Consider the following 14817-nt stretch of genomic DNA (forward strand, 5'->3'; position numbering starts at 1 on the left):
GTGTCTGTCACGATTTTTCTATGGCCGAGGAGAGCAGGACGACGGTTGCCGTCGCCGCCTACCTCCTGACCGGCTGCCGGCGGGCCACCGAGCTCGCCAGGACGGCGACTGGTGACCCTGACTCCCTGGTGGGGAGCGTGCGTGAGCTTTCTGCGGGCGATGGCCGTGGTGGGCTTCCCAGCGTCGTGGACCGGCTCTCCGCGACCGACGAGTCCGGGCCGGCCCACGGCGGTGACGTCCTGGTGGATCTGGGCGTTCCCACCTTCGGCGCGCTGTGTGACGATGTCGACCTCGGCCCGGACCAGATGCTCGGCACAATCGCCTGGCGTCTAGGGTGCGAAGCCGCGTCCCCGCACGCGGTCCACGCGGCGTCCGACTGACGTGCACCAGGGCAGGGGGGAATCTCGCCGTCCGGGTGCGACAACTCGACGAACAACTGGCACGAACGAAGGAATGGTGCGCGGTGTCGTACTTCGCGGCAGCGTTCACCCGCACAGGCGGCGGGTGGCAGGGAGATGAGATCGACCTCGATGACGTCCGGCAAATCGAGGACGTCGCCGAGGTCGCCAGCCAGGTCGAGTCCGACGACGGGGTGGTCGTCGTCCTGGTGGAGGACGAGGACTGGTTCGGCGTCGTGCGTGTCGACCCCGACGACGACCCGAAGGCCTTCGTCTCCGATGCGGCGGAGGCCGTGCGGTCTCCCGTCGGTGCGGCGCTGCTGAGTGAGCTCGCCGCGAATGAGTCGCCGGACGACCTGCCGTCCGAGCCATTGGGCGACAAGGGCGTGCTGGACGATCTCGGCGTCCCCTCCGACGAGCTCCACCAACTCGCGGTCGGCATCGGCACGTCGCCGAGTGAGGCCGTCGCGGTCCTGGCGGAGCGGCTGGGCTGCGTCGACGCGCTCGAGGCCGTCCGCTGAGACCTGACGCTGTGACCACCGCCTCGTCGTGGGAGCCGGCCATGCGAGCCGCCCTGGAGGAGGCGGAGCGAGCCGCGCGCGGCGGTGACGTCCCCGTCGGCTGTGTCGTCGTCGATGCCGACGGTCGCGTGCTGGGCCGTGGCCACAACGCGCGTGAGGCGGAGGGTGACCCGACCGCCCACGCCGAGATTGTGGCGATTCGGCAGGCGGCCGTCGCGCGCGGTCGCTGGCGTCTCGACGGGTGCACCCTCGTCGTGACGCTGGAACCGTGCACGATGTGTGCTGGTGCGATCGTGCTCGCTCGGATCGCCCGGCTGGTCTTCGGTGCGTGGGATGAGAAGGCCGGAGCGGTCGGGTCGCTGTGGGATGTCGTTCGCGACCGGCGGCTCAACCACCGCCCCGAGGTGGTGTCCGGCGTGCTCGCCGACGACTGCGCGGCGTTGCTGCGCGAGTTCTTCGCGACCCGTCGGCGGGCCCGCTGACGACCACGCTCCGAGGGCCCGGTACCCTACCCGGCGGTGGTGTGTCCGAGCGGCCTAAGGAGCACGCCTCGAAAGCGTGTGAGGGGGCAACTCCTCCGTGGGTTCAAATCCCACCGCCACCGCCAGCCCGAAGCGGCGTGACGCCGGGCGGATCCAGGAGGGTCCGTCCGGCGTTTCTCGTCCTCCGGCTCCGCTTCCTCTCCTCTCGTCGTGGCCGCCGTCCCAGCCCTTGTCGAACGGGCGTGTCGTCGTGCCATGCGCGCTGCCGGTCCGCGGGCGCGGGCGGCTCAAGCCCTCATGTGATCGTCACGAGGCGCGAACCGTGACCGCGGCGGACGTCAGCGGTAGGCGGCGACGTTCGGCGTCGGCGTCGTCGTCACGCAGACGCCGATGGGCGTGGTGACGTCCATCGCCGCGGGCGCCTTGCTCATGAGCCCGTAGAACTTGGGCCCGAGGATGATGTCCACCGTGGTGTCGGTACGGTCGTCGCCCCTGCGGACCTCCCCGCTGAAGTGCTCGGAGACGAGGAGAACCTCGGGAGCGTTGCGGTCGCGCCCGCGGATCTCGGCGTACTTGGGATCGACGCCGTAGGGGTCGTTGCCGATCTTGCCGATGGTGAAGCCGCGCTCGCGGAGCGCGTTCGCGGTACGCTCGGCCAGGCCGCTGATCTTGCTGGCGTTGTAGACGTTGACGACGAACGTCTGGGCGCTGATGTACTGCTTCTGGTTGGGGGACGGGGTGGCGCAGACCACGGTCGGTTCTGGCTTGGGCTCGCCGACGATCACCGTGTCGTAGCCGTACCACGCCGCACCCACGAGGATGCCCATGAGGACGAGGAGGGTGATGGGCCCACGAATCCGCCTGCGCCGCCGATACGGGTAGGAGCGAACGCCGCTCGGTTCCATGTCCCCGTCCCCCGATGCTCAGTCGAGGCGGAGGACCCGGGCGTGGACAACCATTCGCTGGTGCAGAGCCGCCCGCAGCGCCCGGTGTAGTCCGTCCTCGAGATACAGCTCGTTCTGATATTCGACCACGTGAGCGAAGAGATCGCCGTAATAGGTGGAATCCTCGGCGAGCAGTGTCTCGAGATCAAGCGTGCGCTTGGTGGTGACGAGCTGGTCGAGCCGGATCGGGCGGGGCGGAAGCTTGGCCCAGTCACTTTGCGTGAAGCCGTGCGGTGGGTACGGGCGCCCATTGCCGACTCGTTTGAAGATCACGGTCGGGTAGTGTACTGCCGGGTACGGTACGTGCCTTCCGTGCGACGAAGCGTGCTCGAGTCGTCGTTGCGGCGCGTAATCGTCCTGACGAACTCGTCTCCGGGTGGTCTCGGGTGCCAGCTCGGTGGTCTCGAGGCGAGCCTGCGGGGCCATCCCGTCGCACGGATCGTCGGGTCGGCCACTCCGGCAGTCGTGTGTCGCGGCTAGTGTCGGCGAGGGGGGTCGCCCCCACGAGGTCGGGTAGGTACCCCACTGCCCTTGCGGGTGGGAGGAGACCGGCGATGAAGAAGATCATCAACGATCCGACGAAGGTCGTCGACGAAGCCCTGGAGGGCGTCGCCGCGGCGCACCCGGACCTGCTGCGGGTGAACCTCGACCCGCCCTACGTCGTCCGTCGCGACGCGCCGCGCCCCGGCAAGGTCGGGCTGGTCTCCGGCGGCGGTAGTGGGCACGAGCCGCTCCACGTCGGGTACGTGGGCATGGGCATGCTCGACGCGGCGTGCCCGGGAGCGGTCTTCACCTCGCCCACACCCGATCCCATCGTCGAGGCGACCAAGGCGGTCGACGCCGGCGCCGGCGTCCTCTACATCGTGAAGAACTACACCGGCGACGTGCTCAACTTCGAGACCGCCGCCGAGCTGGCCGCGGCCGAGGACATCGAGGTGCAGACCGTCGTCATCAACGACGACGTAGCGGTCGAGGACAGCCTCTACACGGCCGGCCGGCGCGGCGTCGGTGGCACGGTGCTGGCCGAGAAGATCGCCGGCGCGGCCGCCGAGCGGGGCGCGCCTCTCGCCGATGTCGTCAAGGTGTGCCGCCGGGTCAACGACAACGTCCGCAGCATGGGCATGGCCCTGACGCCCTGCACGGTTCCCCACGCCGGCAAGCCGACGTTCGAGCTCGGCGAGAACGAGATGGAGATCGGCATCGGCATCCACGGGGAGCCGGGACGGGAGCGGATGCCTCTGGAGCCGGCGGACGCCATCGTCGAGCGCCTCTTGGTGCCCGTCATCTCCGACCTGGGCCTGAGCTCTGGTGAGCGCGTCCTCCTCTTCGTCAACGGCATGGGCGGGACACCGCTCATGGAGCTCTACGTCGCCTACCGCCACGCGGCGCGGTTCCTCGCCGACCGCAACATCACCGTCGAGCGCAGCCTCGTGGGCAACTACATCACCTCGCTGGAGATGGCGGGGATGTCGATCACGGTGTTACGGCTGGACGAGGAGCTCGTCGACTTGTGGGACGCGCCCGTCCACACGGCGGCACTGCGGTGGAGAGCGTGACGGCAGCACCGCCGCAGGAAGACCCTCGTAGAAAGGCGGTGGACCATGCCAGTGACCACGCGGGACGTCCGTGACCTGGTCGAGGCGTACGCGCGGGTCGTCGCGGACAACCGCGACTACCTCGTCGAGCTCGACGCCGCCATCGGCGACGCCGACCATGGAGCGAACCTCGACCGAGGCATGCAGGCGGCTGTGGCGACCCTTCCCGACCCGGACTCCGCGACGCCCTCCGACGTGCTGCGCGGGGTCGCCACCGCGCTCATCTCCAAGGTCGGCGGAGCGGCCGGACCTCTCTACGGCACGGCTTTCCTGCGCGCCAGCACCGCGGTCAAGGACCGCCCGGAGCTGACCGCTGAGGACGTGGTGGCGGCCATTCGAGCGGGTCTGGACGGAGTCGTGGCGCGGGGGAAGGCCGAGCCCGGCGACAAGACCATGGTCGACGCCTGGGAGGCGGCCGCGCGTGCCGCCGAGCGTGCGCTCGCCTCCGGCGCGCCGCTGTCCCAGATCCTGGCCGCGGCCGCCGACGCCGCGGAGGAGGGAATGCGGGCCACGATCCCGCTCGTCGCACGGAAGGGACGCGCGAGCTACCTGGGGGAGCGCAGCGCGGGTCACCAAGACCCGGGAGCCACCTCGACCGCGCTGTTGTTCCGGGCCATGGCGGACCAGGCGGCCGGTCGGTCAGCCGCCTGACGATCACACGTCGCTGACCGCCACGATGGAGGCATCTCCTCGACGTCCACGTCCCGGGCGTCGGACACAACGCCTCGCCGGGAGCGCCCATGACCGTCGGACTCGTCCTCGTCTCACACGTCGACCAGCTCGCCGAGGGAGTGCGGGCGTTGGCCGCCCAGATGGCGCCGGACGTCCCGATCGCGGCGGCGGGCGGTGCTGACGAGGGCGGCATCGGCACGAGCTTCGCCAAGGTGATGGCGAGCGTGACCGAGGTCGACGACGGCTCCGGCGTCGTCGTGCTCTACGACCTGGGCAGCGCCCAGATGACCGCCGAGATGGTGGTCGAAGCGCTCGACCCCGAGCAGGCGGGGCGCGTTCGGCTGGTCGACGCGCCCCTCGTCGAGGGTGCCGTGGCGGCGGCGACGGTGGCGGCTGGCGGCGCGGACCTCGACGCGGTGGTGGCCGCCGCCCGCCAGGCGGGAAGCCGCGCCGTCGACGAGCACGAGCCGGCTCCCACCCCGGCGTCGACGCCGCAGCGTCCCCTCACCGCGCGGACCGTGCTGCGGAACCCGGCTGGACTGCATGCCCGGCCGGCGTCCCAGCTGGCGCGGGTCGTGAGCGGCTTCGACGCCGAGGTCCGCATCGGTCGCCCAGGACGGCGCGGGGTGGAGGCGACGAGCGTGCTCGGCGTCGTCGCCGCGGGTCTGCGCGTCAACAGTGAGGTCGAGGTGAGCGCCACCGGTCCGGATGCGCGTGAGGCGCTCGACGCGGTCCTGGCGTTGATCGAGGAGGGCTTCGGGGAGATGGAGGAGGCACCTCCCGAGGCGTGGGTGCCCGAGACCGTCGAACCCGGAGTCGAACCCGGCGTCCTCCACGGTCTCCCCGCTGTGCCCGGCCTCGCCGTGGGGCCCGTGCGGCAGCTTCGACCGGTTGAGCCGACCCTGCCACCGCGCCGCGACTCCACCGCGGAGGCGGAGTGGCATCGCCTCGAGACAGCGTTGTCGGCGACGAGCGCCGACCTCACCGCCCGCGCGGCTCGAGGGGGACCGGACGCCGACATCGCGGCGGCCCACGAGGCGATGCTGGCGGACCCGGGTCTTCGCGCGCGGGCCCGGGAGCGCATCGAGGCGGGAGACTCGGCGGAAGCCGCGTGGTGGCGGTGCGTCCAGGACGCGCGTGACCTGCTGGCGCGTGGTGAGGCGTACGTCGCCGAGCGTGCCGCCGACGTCGAGGACCTGGGACGGGCGGTCCTCGCCGAGCTCGGTGTCGACGTCCGCCCGACGATCCGCCCGGAGGAGGTGGGCGGCGCGGTCGTCGTCGCCGAGGACCTGCTCCCCTCTGATGTCACAGCGCTGGCCGACGCCGGTGCCCACGGCATCGCCCTGGCCCGAGGTGGCTTGACCGCCCACGCCACGGTCATCGCGCGCGGACTCGACCTGCCCATGGTCATCCGGCTCGGCAGACCGGTCCTCGACGTCGCTGACGCGGTGCCGGTCGTGCTCGACGGAGACAGCGGTGTCGTCCAGGTCGACCCACCGGAGTCGGTGATCTTCGCGGCCAAGCAGCACCGCCAGGAACAGGTCGCGAGGCGCGCTGAGGCGCGAGCGGCCTCCGTCGGCACGACGGTGTCCGTTCGCGGTCGCCGGATTCGGGTCGCCGCGAATGTGGGAAGTTTGGCCGAGGCGCGGGCGGCGGTGGACGCGGGTGCGGACGGCGTGGGTCTGCTGAGGACCGAGCTGCTCTACGTCGACCGTCCGGAGCTTCCCGGTGAGGAGGAGCAGGTCGCCGAGCTGGCCGAGATCTTCGCGGCCTTGGGGGATCGACCGGTCGTCGTTCGCACCCTCGACGCCGGAGGGGACAAGCTGCTCCCGGCGCTGCACCTCGATCCGTGGCGGCACGGCCCGCTCGGTGAGCGCGGACTACGCCACGGTCTGCGCCACCCGACGGTGCTGCGGACTCAGCTGCGCGCGATCGCCCGCGCCGCCACCGACTGTCGAGGCGAGGTCAGCGTGATGGCGCCGATGGTGACGGTGGCGGCGGAGGCGCGGGCGTTCCGGGACCTGGTCGGCTCCGTGGTGCGGGAGCTCGCCGAGTGCGATGTTCCCCATCGGCCTCCGGCTCGCGTCGGGGTCATGATCGAGGTTCCGGCGGCCGCGCTGACCGCGGAGGAGATCGGGTCCGAGGTCGACTTCGTGAGCGTGGGCAGCAACGACCTGGCGCAGTACGTCATGGCGGCCGACCGCACCAACGACGCGGTGGGCGAGCTGTACCAGCCGGACCATCCGGCCTTGTGGCGGCTGTACGAGACGCTCGTCACTGGCGCCCGCAGGGCCGGCTGTGAGGTGGCCGTCTGCGGGGAGCTGGCGGCGAGTCCCGACGCCGCCGTCCGACTCGTGGACCTGGGTGTCGACGAGCTCTCGATGGCGCCCACGGCAATCCCCGACGTCAAGGCCGCCTTGCGTGAGGCCTTCCGCTCCTAGGCCCTCAGGTCCGCCCTCAGGTCGGTCGCTGCTGGGCGAGCAGGTCCGGGTGCCGGCTGAGCACTCGTTGCCGTGCGGCGAAGACGTTGGCGACCAGGTCGTGGAGCCACTGCTGCGCCTCGCGGCCGACCGTGCCACGAGCCCACCGGTCGTGGAAGAACGCGAGCTCCGTGACCGCCGTCTGGTAGTCACGCAGGGCCTTGGCCGCCTCCGGGCCCCAGTGGCGTTTGACAGCGGCGCGCCAGCCCCGGCGACCGGACAGGCTCACCAGGTGGCGCACCTCGTCGGGAGCGATCCAGCCGGCCGCGACGAAGCGCGGCAGGTGGGTGGCGACGATCCGCTGCTCGCGTCGGCGCTGCCACACGACGACGATGATCATGGCGACGAAGATCGGCACCATCACCAACACGTACACCACGAAGAAGCCGGCGCCGCCGAGCAGGAGGCTCGAGCCGTTCCACAGGGCGTGCAGCAGGACCGCCGTGAGGTAGCCGATGACCGGGAGCAGGATCCGCCCCGGCCGGGCGCTACGGATCATCACCCCAATGGCGAGGCCGGTCATCGCCGTGAAGAGCGGATGCGCGAACGGCGAGAGCACGCAGCGGAGCACGAACGTCACGACGCCGCCCTGGAAGCCGCCCGTGGCGAAGGCCGCGGCGAGGTAGAGGATGTTCTCGGTGAAGGCGAACCCGACTCCCACGAGGCCGGCGTAGACGATGCCGTCGACGATCCCGTCGAACTCCCGCCGCCGGACCGCGACCAGGATGAGCAGGAAGAGCCCTTTGGCCGCCTCCTCGATGACAGGCGCGTTGAGGACGAGGCCCAGCGTCCCGGCTTTCGCGGTGCCGAAGATCGCCGCCCAGACGAGCTTGACGAGGAAGTCGCCGAGGAGGGCGGCCACGGTGGCCACGCCGGCGCCCCAGAAGAAGGCCATGAGCAGCAAGCGGCCTGGTTCGGGCTCCCAGCGGTCGATCCAGAGGAACACGCCCGCCACTGGAACGACCGGGAGGAGAGCCAGGAAGGTGCCCAAGGCCACGGGTCCTGGACCCGTGCCGAGCACGGTGAGCCCGATGAGGGGAAGGATCAACGCCGCCATGATCACGAGCGCTGCCACCGGCGCGAGGACCCGGCGGCGCTGCCGGACCGGCGCCGGCTGGTAGCCGCTGAACCACCCGTGGTGAGGCGACGTGCCGTGGACGGGCGGACCGAGGCCGCCGTGGGGCGGGGGGTGCGCGAACGGTGGCGGCGGGAGGCTCATGGGCCAAGAGCCTAGAGGAGCGGCTTTGATCACGCTTCGTGATCATGGACGGTCGGGAGGAGGCTGGACGGATCCCTCCAGGTGGGTCGAATCCTGTCCGTGGCGCCGGGCATCGCGAGTGCGCGGGCGCTTCGAGAACGATCGGAGCTTGGCGTGGCATGGACGGGAGGGGGCGATTCGTCAGCCGGGGCCATGAGCGGGTACCCTCTCGCGCGGAGGATTCGCCTAGTTGGCCTAGGGCGCACGCTTGGAAAGCGTGTTGGGGGCAACCCCTCGCGGGTTCGAATCCCGCATCCTCCGCCGATGATCGCGAACGCCGGGCCTGGTCGGTCCGGCGTTCGTCCGTTGTGGCTCCGAGCGGTGGGCGTCGCCACCGGGTCGCCGGTGGGGCGCGCCTCGCGTAGACTTCCCTTCGGCTCCCCGCGCGGCGGCATCCTGCCCAACCCCCCCAGGGCCGGAAGGCAGCAAGGGTAAGCAGGCTCTGTCGGGTGCGCGGGGAGTCCTCTTGTCTCGGGGGAATCACCGCAAAGGCCCGTCTCCTCGACCGAGCGAGTGGTGCGGACGGCCGCGGTGGACACCCCGACATGCCTCACCCGTGCAGTGCCGGTCCGTCGGATGAGCGGGCTAGGGTTCGGAATCGTGGACGCGCCGCTCGCCCTGTATCGCCGCTACCGTCCGGAGACCTTCGCCGAGGTGATCGGCCAGGCTCACGTCACGGAGCCGCTGCAGCAGGCGCTGCGCAACAACCGCGTGCACCATGCCTATCTCTTCTCGGGCCCGCGCGGATGTGGCAAGACCACGAGCGCTCGCATCCTCGCCCGGTGCCTCAACTGCGAGAAGGGCCCGACGCCGGATCCCTGCGGCAGCTGTCAGAGCTGCCGCGACCTGGCCCGGGGCGGCCCGGGCAGCATCGACGTCATCGAGATCGACGCGGCGAGCCATGGCGGCGTCGACGACGCCCGTGACTTGCGCGAACGCGCGTTCTTCGCTCCGGTCGCGGCCCGCTACAAGATCTACATCGTCGACGAGGCGCACATGGTGACCACGCAGGGCTTCAACGCCCTGCTCAAGCTCGTCGAGGAGCCGCCGGAGCACCTGAAGTTCATCTTCGCCACGACCGAGCCCGACAAGGTCATCGGGACGATCCGGTCACGCACCCACCACTACCCGTTCCGGCTAGTGCCGCCCAAGCTGTTGCAGGAGTACCTCGCGCGGCTGTGCGAGCAGGAGGGGGTCCGGGTCGATCCCGCCGTGCTGCCCCTCGTCGTCCGCGCGGGGGGCGGGTCCGTCCGTGACACTCTGTCGGTGCTCGACCAGCTCATCGGCGGGGCTGGCGAGGACGGTGTGACGTACAGCCGGGCGGTCGCGCTCCTCGGCTACACCCACGACTCCCTGCTCGACGAGGTCGTCGACGCCTTGGCCGCCCACGACGCCGCTGGCGTCTTCGCGGTCGTGGAGAAGGTGATCAACTCCGGCCAGGACCCGCGCCGGTTCGCCGAGGACCTGCTGCGTCGTCTGCGTGATCTGTTGATCGTCTCCGCTGTTCCCGACGCGGTGAGCCGCGGCCTGCTCGACGTCCCCGCCGACCAGGGCGAGCGGCTCGCCGCGCAGGCGGCACGGTTCGGCACGGCGGAGCTCACCCGGGCGGCGGAGGTCGTCAACGCCGGTTTGACCGAGATGCGCGGCGCCACCGCACCGCGTCTGCACCTCGAGCTCATCTGCGCTCGCGTCCTGCTCCCAGCCTCCGACGACTCCACGCGCGGCCTGTCCGCGCGACTCGACCGGATCGAGCGTCGGCTCAACGCGTTCGGACGCGCGGGAGAGGTGCCCGAGACCTTCGCGGCCTCACCGGTGGATTCGACCGAGCAGGTGGGCCCGAGCGAGCCGGGTCACGTCGCGGCTGGCTCCCCGTCGCGGGCGACAGGGGGCGAAGGCTCCGCCGCGAGCGCGGTCGCCCCGGCCCCGGGCACGGCGGGACCAGCGCGTTCCGAGGAGGAGAGCGGTCCCCAGGACGCTGGTTGGCCGGATGCCCGCGTGACATCGCCACCGGCTCAGGGCGAGAGGGCGGCTGAGCCCGCTCCTGTGACCGCGGCCGCGTCCGCGGGCGCTCCGGCTCCAGACGAGCCCGCGTCCGCCGGGCCGCGTTACACCCTCGCCGACGTCCGGCGGATGTGGCCTCACGTCCTCGAAGAGGTGAAGCACGCTCGGCGTTTCACGTGGGTGATGCTGAGCCAGAACGCCCAGGTCACCGCGCTCCATGACGACACCCTGACGGTCGCGCTGGTGAACGCCGGCGCACGCGACTCCTTCGTCCGGAGCGGTAGCGACGAGGTCCTCCGCAAGGCGCTCCAGAGGGTGCTTCACGTCGACTGGCGGATCGAGGCGGTCATCGATCCGTCCACCGGCACCACGGGCGGAGGCGGCCGACCTGGTGGCGGTGGTCCGGGAGGGTCCGGACGTCCGGACGGGACGGGCGGCTCGAGCGGGCGTTGGCCTGGCGGAGGGCGGGGCAGCGACACGGACCCGGGCGCGCCGCCCGCCACGGATCGTCGTGGGCCTGGGCGACCCGGTGACGCGTCGTCCGCTGAGGTGCCGAACGGCCACCAGGGGTCGCCGGGTGACGCGTGGAACGGCCCTGGACCGAACAGCGGAGGCCGTGCGACATCCGTGGGTGCCGCGAGAACGTCGGCGGAGACGACTGGTGGCCCGGCCGACTGGCCCTCGGTGGGGCGCCCGGCGGGCGGCACGGATGGAGGGGCCAGCGAGGATCCTGGCCCGGGCGGCTCTGAGCCGAACGGTCTCGAGACGAACGGCCGAGGTGGCGGGCAGGCGCGTCCCGCGCGCGGAGTGACGTCCTCGACACCGGCGCCCGCGAGCTCCTCGGCGTCCTTCCAGCATGACCCGGACAGCGAGGTCGACCCCGAGACCGATGCCGCGCTGACCGACTCGCCTCTGTCGTATAGCGAGCTGCTGCGGCGCGAGCTTGGCGCGGAGCTGATCGAGGAACGCGTCGGCGAGTGAGTGTCAAGCGCCTCGGACGGACGTGAGGCCTGCGGGAGCTGTGTCCACTGTCGCTTGGACGTTGCGGGCGAAGGGGCGCTCAAAGGTCGTGCGCGAGGACCCTGCGACCGTCCCACGAGACGGGGCCGTGTCGGCAGGCGGACAATTCGTCCCGAATTGGTCCGATCATCTGACTAATTGGGGACGCCCGCCCCATGCGGGTCTTCCGGGTATGAGACGATGAGAACCCGTGCGGAGACCTTCGAACCCCTTTGCAGGAATGCCTCGTGAGGTTCCGGTCCTCGCGGCGATCGCTTTCGCGGTATCCATCGGGTTCGGAGTCGTCGCTCCAGCGATCCCCGTTTTCGCCGCCGAGTTCGGCGTGGGTAAGACCGCAGCGGCCGCGGTGATCTCGGCGTTCGCCTTCATGCGGTTCGTGTCCGCGTTCGGCGGTGGGCGCTTGGTGGATCGCTTCGGTGAGCGCAGCGTCCTCTCGGCCGGGATGTTCTTCGTCGCGGGATCGTCGATCCTGGCCGGGTTGTCGCAGAACTACCCGCAGCTGCTCGTCCTGCGTGGCATCGGCGGCATCGGGAGCGCGATGTTCACCGTGTCCGCCGTGTCCTTGCTGTTCCGCGTCAGTGACCCAGCGCATCGCGGGCGGGCGAACGGCTTGTTCCAAGGCGGGTTTCTCCTCGGTGGACTCGCGGGACCCGTCCTCGGCGGTGTCCTGACCGAGATCTCCGCACGGTTGTCGTTCTTCGTGTACGGCGCCGCGCTGGCCGCCGCTGGCCTCATCGGCATGCTGTTCCTCTCCCGCGCGACCGTGCACCCGCGGCGTGACCGTCGTCCCCGCGCGGAGGACGACGACCGCCACACCACGTTGGGCGAGGCGGTCCGCCATAGGGCGTTCCAAGCGGCTCTGGTCACGAACTTCGGGACCGGTTGGGCGCTGTTCGGTGTCCGGGCGAGCCTGGTGCCGCTGTTCGTGACGGAGGCAATGAGGGTCGGTCCGATTTGGACCGGCATCGGTTTCCTGGTGGGGTCGGCGGTCCAGAGCCTCGTGCTCATGCCGACGGGGCGCTTCGTCGACACGGTGGGTCGTCGCCCGTCGATGATCATCGGTGGGCTGGTGTCGTTGGTCGCGGCGGTTCTCCTCGCGGTGTCGCCGTCGGTGCCGGTGTACCTGCTGTCGATGGCGCTGTTCGGCATTGGCGGGGCCCACCTCGGTGTGGCTCCCGGGGCGGTCGTGGCCGATGTCGTGCGCGGCCGGGGCGGCCAGGTCGTAGCCACGTTCCAGATGGCGGCGGATTTCGGGTCGATCGTCGGACCGCTGGTCGCCGGGTACCTGGCGGACCAGCTGTCCTACGGCGCGGCCTTCGGGGCGACCGCGGGGATTCTCCTGCTCGGACCGCTCCTCGCCCTCTGGATGCCCGAGACACGTTGGTCGGGTGCCTTGGCCAAGGGGACGGCCGGCGCTGGCGGCTCGGCGTCGACGGCGGTGTCGGATGGCGCGGAGTCGGACGGGCAGGTGGCAGGCGCCTCTGCGTCGGACCGCCCCGCGTCCGACGACACGGTGTCAGGACACGGCGCAGGCCCAGCAACCACCGTGTGGGGACGCACAGCGTCAGGACGCACCGTGCCTGGCAGCGCGCCGCACAGCGGGGTGTCCGACGGTCCAAGGTCAGGCGGCGGCCTGTTCCATCGAACGGCCCCGCGGGGCGGCGTGGTCTCCCACGGTGGGGCCTCGCCGTCGGAGCCTGGGGTGGGCGGGGCCGACCCTCGAAGCCTTCCCCGGCGGGCCAGATCTGTCTTCCGGCGGTCCCGGGGCGAGCTCAACACGCACGGGCGTGGGTCGTGGCCGTGGTCGTACGGCACCGGCAGACGGCGTGGTCGGCGGGGTGGCGCTTCCTCGATCTACCGACCGCCGAGCACATCGCAGAGCACGTCCGAGCACGACACCTGCCCAGGCCCGTGAGGCGGCCGGCCTCGGCCCGAGCGAACGCGGCCAGCTCGGGCCGAGGTGAGAAGGGATCCACCAGCGCGACGGGAGGCGCGTCACCGCCGGAGCGTCAACCACGCATGGGGCGGATGCTTCGCGCGGTCCGCATGAGCTGCCCCTCGGTGAACCGTTCCCCGTCGACGTGCACACGCACCGCGACCCCCGGCTCGGCCAACCAGAACGTTTCGACGTCGTTGTGGTAGCCGGGCCGCCCGAGGTGTCTGAAGGGTCGCAGGCCCCACTGCTCGGCGTCACGCTCGAGGTACTCGGCGAGGTAGTCGCGGACCGCGTCGATGTCCCGGAGGCGCTCACCTCGCAGCACCGCCACGGTCAGGTCGACTCGGTAGGCGCCGTTGGTGTCAGGGCCCGTCTCCCACACTCTGCTTCGGTGGGCGACGTCCTCCCACTCGTAGGAGAAGTCCGTCACGAGCGAGCCGACTCCCCGCGGCACCCAGCCGACCACGAACCCGTCCAGCTCGTCACTGGCGTCACACAGCGCCGTCACCGGTGGGCTCCATGCCCGCGGTGCTGACGGGTCAGCGGGCGGTTCCGCGACGGCCTGGGTGCTCAGTGCCACCACGCACGCTCCCGCACCCACCACGAGCGGAATCGTGGCGGACCAGCGACGTCGCCGTCGCGGCCTGGAGCCGCTGACGCCCGTGGTCGAGTCCGGCATGGCGGGGAGGCCCGGCTCGTCCGAAGGGCTGAGCGGTGCGCCGGGCGGTGTGGGATCGGGCACCGTGGGTGGGTGGAACACCGTGGCGGTAGACGAGACAGCCCGCGCGACGGACATGGAAACCTCCACAGGGTCGAGAGACCGGGGCGAGGGACCGGGGTCGAGAGAAGTGAGGAAGCGTCGACCTGCTCACCTGACGTCGAACGGAGCATGTGTGTCGACGTCGCTTCATCGTCGGCCGCGGCGCCGGGGTGGCGGGTGGCGCCAGGGCCAGGTTGGGGAGGACAACGCCGCTCGTCGTGGTTGTGGACAACCACCGCAGCGACCGGGGCCCTCTCGATCTCGGGGGGCGCCGCGTCGTAGGCTCCCACGTCATAGGCTCGTCGTACGGCTGGCAAGCCGCCCGCACCATCGCCCGTATCACGCGCGACAGGCCGGGCCGAGACGTAGGGAGATGACGGTGTTCCCTGGCGGTATGCCCGACATGCAACAGCTCTTGCAGCAGGCTCAGCGAATGCAGCAGGACCTCATGGCCGCGCAGGAGGAGCTAGCGCAGGCCGAGGTCAAGGGCACCGCGGGCGGTGGTCTCGTGACCGCGACCGTCAACGGTGTCGGCGAGCTGCAAGGGCTGGAGATCAAGCCCGAGGCCTGCGACCCCGACGACACGGAGACACTCGCCGACCTCGTGGTCGCTGCCGTGCGCGACGCCACGACCAACGCGCGGGCGCTCGCGGCGCAGAAGCTTGGTCCGCTCGCGCAGGCCCTGGGCGGGCTGCCGGGCATGCCCGGACTTCCCGGCACCTGAGCGGTCGCACGGGAAGAAGCGGAGGG

General features: G+C 71.3%; 13 protein-coding genes, 2 tRNA genes and 1 other RNA gene. 12 read left to right on the forward strand and 4 right to left on the reverse strand.

Annotation, left to right across the window (positions count from 1 at the left end; all coding sequences use genetic code 11):
• Positions 1-20: 20 nt before the first annotated feature.
• From DFJ64_RS10960 to DFJ64_RS10975, 4 genes are all read left to right on the forward strand, one after another.
• Positions 21-380 (forward strand): hypothetical protein, encoded by a 360-nt coding sequence (locus DFJ64_RS10960; RefSeq protein WP_115850364.1) that lies wholly within the window; start codon positions 21-23, stop codon positions 378-380.
• Positions 381-463: 83 nt separating this feature from the next.
• The gene (locus DFJ64_RS10965; protein ID WP_115850365.1) at positions 464-919 is read left to right on the forward strand and encodes a tRNA adenosine deaminase-associated protein; all 456 of its coding nucleotides are present in this window, start codon (positions 464-466) and stop codon (positions 917-919) included.
• A gap of 11 nt (positions 920-930) precedes the next feature.
• Complete coding sequence (gene tadA, locus DFJ64_RS10970; protein WP_281268500.1) at positions 931-1401, forward strand: tRNA adenosine(34) deaminase TadA; 471 nt, start codon at positions 931-933, stop codon at positions 1399-1401.
• Positions 1402-1436: 35 nt separating this feature from the next.
• A tRNA-Ser gene (locus DFJ64_RS10975) sits at positions 1437-1526 on the forward strand.
• Positions 1527-1739: 213 nt separating this feature from the next.
• Here the strand turns inward: DFJ64_RS10975 and DFJ64_RS10980 are convergent.
• Complete coding sequence (locus tag DFJ64_RS10980; protein WP_115850366.1) at positions 1740-2306, reverse strand: LytR C-terminal domain-containing protein; 567 nt, start codon at positions 2304-2306, stop codon at positions 1740-1742.
• 18 nt (positions 2307-2324) lie between these two features.
• A complete protein-coding gene (locus DFJ64_RS10985) occupies positions 2325-2618 on the reverse strand; it encodes a type II toxin-antitoxin system VapB family antitoxin (RefSeq protein ID WP_115852000.1) in 294 nt (97 codons plus the stop codon).
• Positions 2619-2899: 281 nt separating this feature from the next.
• Here DFJ64_RS10985 and dhaK point away from each other — a divergent pair, with 281 nt between their 5' ends.
• The 3 genes from dhaK (at position 2900) to ptsP (ending at position 7053) form a co-directional block, all read left to right on the forward strand.
• A complete protein-coding gene (dhaK, locus tag DFJ64_RS10990; RefSeq protein ID WP_115850367.1) occupies positions 2900-3901 on the forward strand; it encodes a dihydroxyacetone kinase subunit DhaK in 1002 nt (333 codons plus the stop codon).
• A 45-nt stretch (positions 3902-3946) separates the two neighbouring features.
• Positions 3947-4591 (forward strand): dihydroxyacetone kinase subunit DhaL, encoded by a 645-nt coding sequence (gene dhaL / locus DFJ64_RS10995; RefSeq protein ID WP_115850368.1) that lies wholly within the window; start codon positions 3947-3949, stop codon positions 4589-4591.
• An 89-nt stretch (positions 4592-4680) separates the two neighbouring features.
• A complete protein-coding gene (gene ptsP, locus DFJ64_RS11000) occupies positions 4681-7053 on the forward strand; it encodes a phosphoenolpyruvate--protein phosphotransferase (protein ID WP_115850369.1) in 2373 nt (790 codons plus the stop codon).
• 16 nt (positions 7054-7069) lie between these two features.
• Here the strand turns inward: ptsP and DFJ64_RS11005 are convergent, their stop codons facing one another.
• A complete protein-coding gene (locus DFJ64_RS11005; RefSeq protein WP_245941066.1) occupies positions 7070-8311 on the reverse strand; it encodes a PrsW family intramembrane metalloprotease in 1242 nt (413 codons plus the stop codon).
• Between the two features lie 214 nt (positions 8312-8525).
• On the opposite strand from DFJ64_RS11005, the gene DFJ64_RS11010 reads away from it, so the two are divergent.
• The 4 genes from DFJ64_RS11010 to DFJ64_RS11025 all read left to right on the forward strand — a co-directional run bounded on the left by DFJ64_RS11010 (position 8526) and on the right by DFJ64_RS11025 (position 13286).
• Positions 8526-8611 (forward strand) — tRNA-Ser (locus DFJ64_RS11010).
• 111 nt (positions 8612-8722) lie between these two features.
• An RNA gene (gene ffs / locus DFJ64_RS11015) (signal recognition particle sRNA small type) lies at positions 8723-8819 on the forward strand.
• A gap of 107 nt (positions 8820-8926) precedes the next feature.
• Positions 8927-11332, forward strand: a complete 2406-nt coding sequence (locus DFJ64_RS11020; RefSeq protein ID WP_115852002.1) for a DNA polymerase III subunit gamma and tau — start codon at positions 8927-8929, stop codon at positions 11330-11332.
• A gap of 259 nt (positions 11333-11591) precedes the next feature.
• Positions 11592-13286: an MFS transporter gene (locus DFJ64_RS11025; protein WP_115850370.1), complete on the forward strand. Its 1695-nt coding sequence runs from the start codon at positions 11592-11594 to the stop codon at positions 13284-13286.
• A 94-nt stretch (positions 13287-13380) separates the two neighbouring features.
• Here DFJ64_RS11025 and DFJ64_RS11030 read toward each other — a convergent pair whose 3' ends face one another.
• Complete coding sequence (locus DFJ64_RS11030; RefSeq protein ID WP_147304675.1) at positions 13381-14103, reverse strand: hypothetical protein; 723 nt, start codon at positions 14101-14103, stop codon at positions 13381-13383.
• Between the two features lie 337 nt (positions 14104-14440).
• Here DFJ64_RS11030 and DFJ64_RS11035 point away from each other — a divergent pair, with 337 nt between their 5' ends.
• Positions 14441-14791 carry a YbaB/EbfC family nucleoid-associated protein gene (locus DFJ64_RS11035; RefSeq protein WP_211310571.1) on the forward strand — a complete coding sequence of 117 codons (351 nt, stop codon included), beginning with the start codon at positions 14441-14443 and terminating at the stop codon, positions 14789-14791.
• The last annotated feature ends 26 nt before the right edge of the window (positions 14792-14817 follow it).

Source organism: Thermasporomyces composti (assembly GCF_003386795.1).
Lineage (GTDB): Bacteria > Actinomycetota > Actinomycetes > Propionibacteriales > Actinopolymorphaceae > Thermasporomyces > Thermasporomyces composti.

Coding starts and splice junctions, on each gene's coding strand:
- DFJ64_RS10960 (WP_115850364.1), top strand. CDS start 21: ATGGCCGAGGAGAGCAGGACGACGGTTGCCGTCGCCGCCTACCTCCTG.
- DFJ64_RS10980 (WP_115850366.1), bottom strand. CDS start 2,306: ATGGAACCGAGCGGCGTTCGCTCCTACCCGTATCGGCGGCGCAGGCGG.
- dhaK (WP_115850367.1), top strand. CDS start 2,900: ATGAAGAAGATCATCAACGATCCGACGAAGGTCGTCGACGAAGCCCTG.
- dhaL (WP_115850368.1), top strand. CDS start 3,947: ATGCCAGTGACCACGCGGGACGTCCGTGACCTGGTCGAGGCGTACGCG.
- ptsP (WP_115850369.1), top strand. CDS start 4,681: ATGACCGTCGGACTCGTCCTCGTCTCACACGTCGACCAGCTCGCCGAG.
- DFJ64_RS11005 (WP_245941066.1), bottom strand. CDS start 8,311: ATGAGCCTCCCGCCGCCACCGTTCGCGCACCCCCCGCCCCACGGCGGC.
- DFJ64_RS11020 (WP_115852002.1), top strand. CDS start 8,927: ATGAGCGGGCTAGGGTTCGGAATCGTGGACGCGCCGCTCGCCCTGTAT.
- DFJ64_RS11025 (WP_115850370.1), top strand. CDS start 11,592: ATGCCTCGTGAGGTTCCGGTCCTCGCGGCGATCGCTTTCGCGGTATCC.
- DFJ64_RS11030 (WP_147304675.1), bottom strand. CDS start 14,103: ATGTCCGTCGCGCGGGCTGTCTCGTCTACCGCCACGGTGTTCCACCCA.
- DFJ64_RS11035 (WP_211310571.1), top strand. CDS start 14,441: ATGACGGTGTTCCCTGGCGGTATGCCCGACATGCAACAGCTCTTGCAG.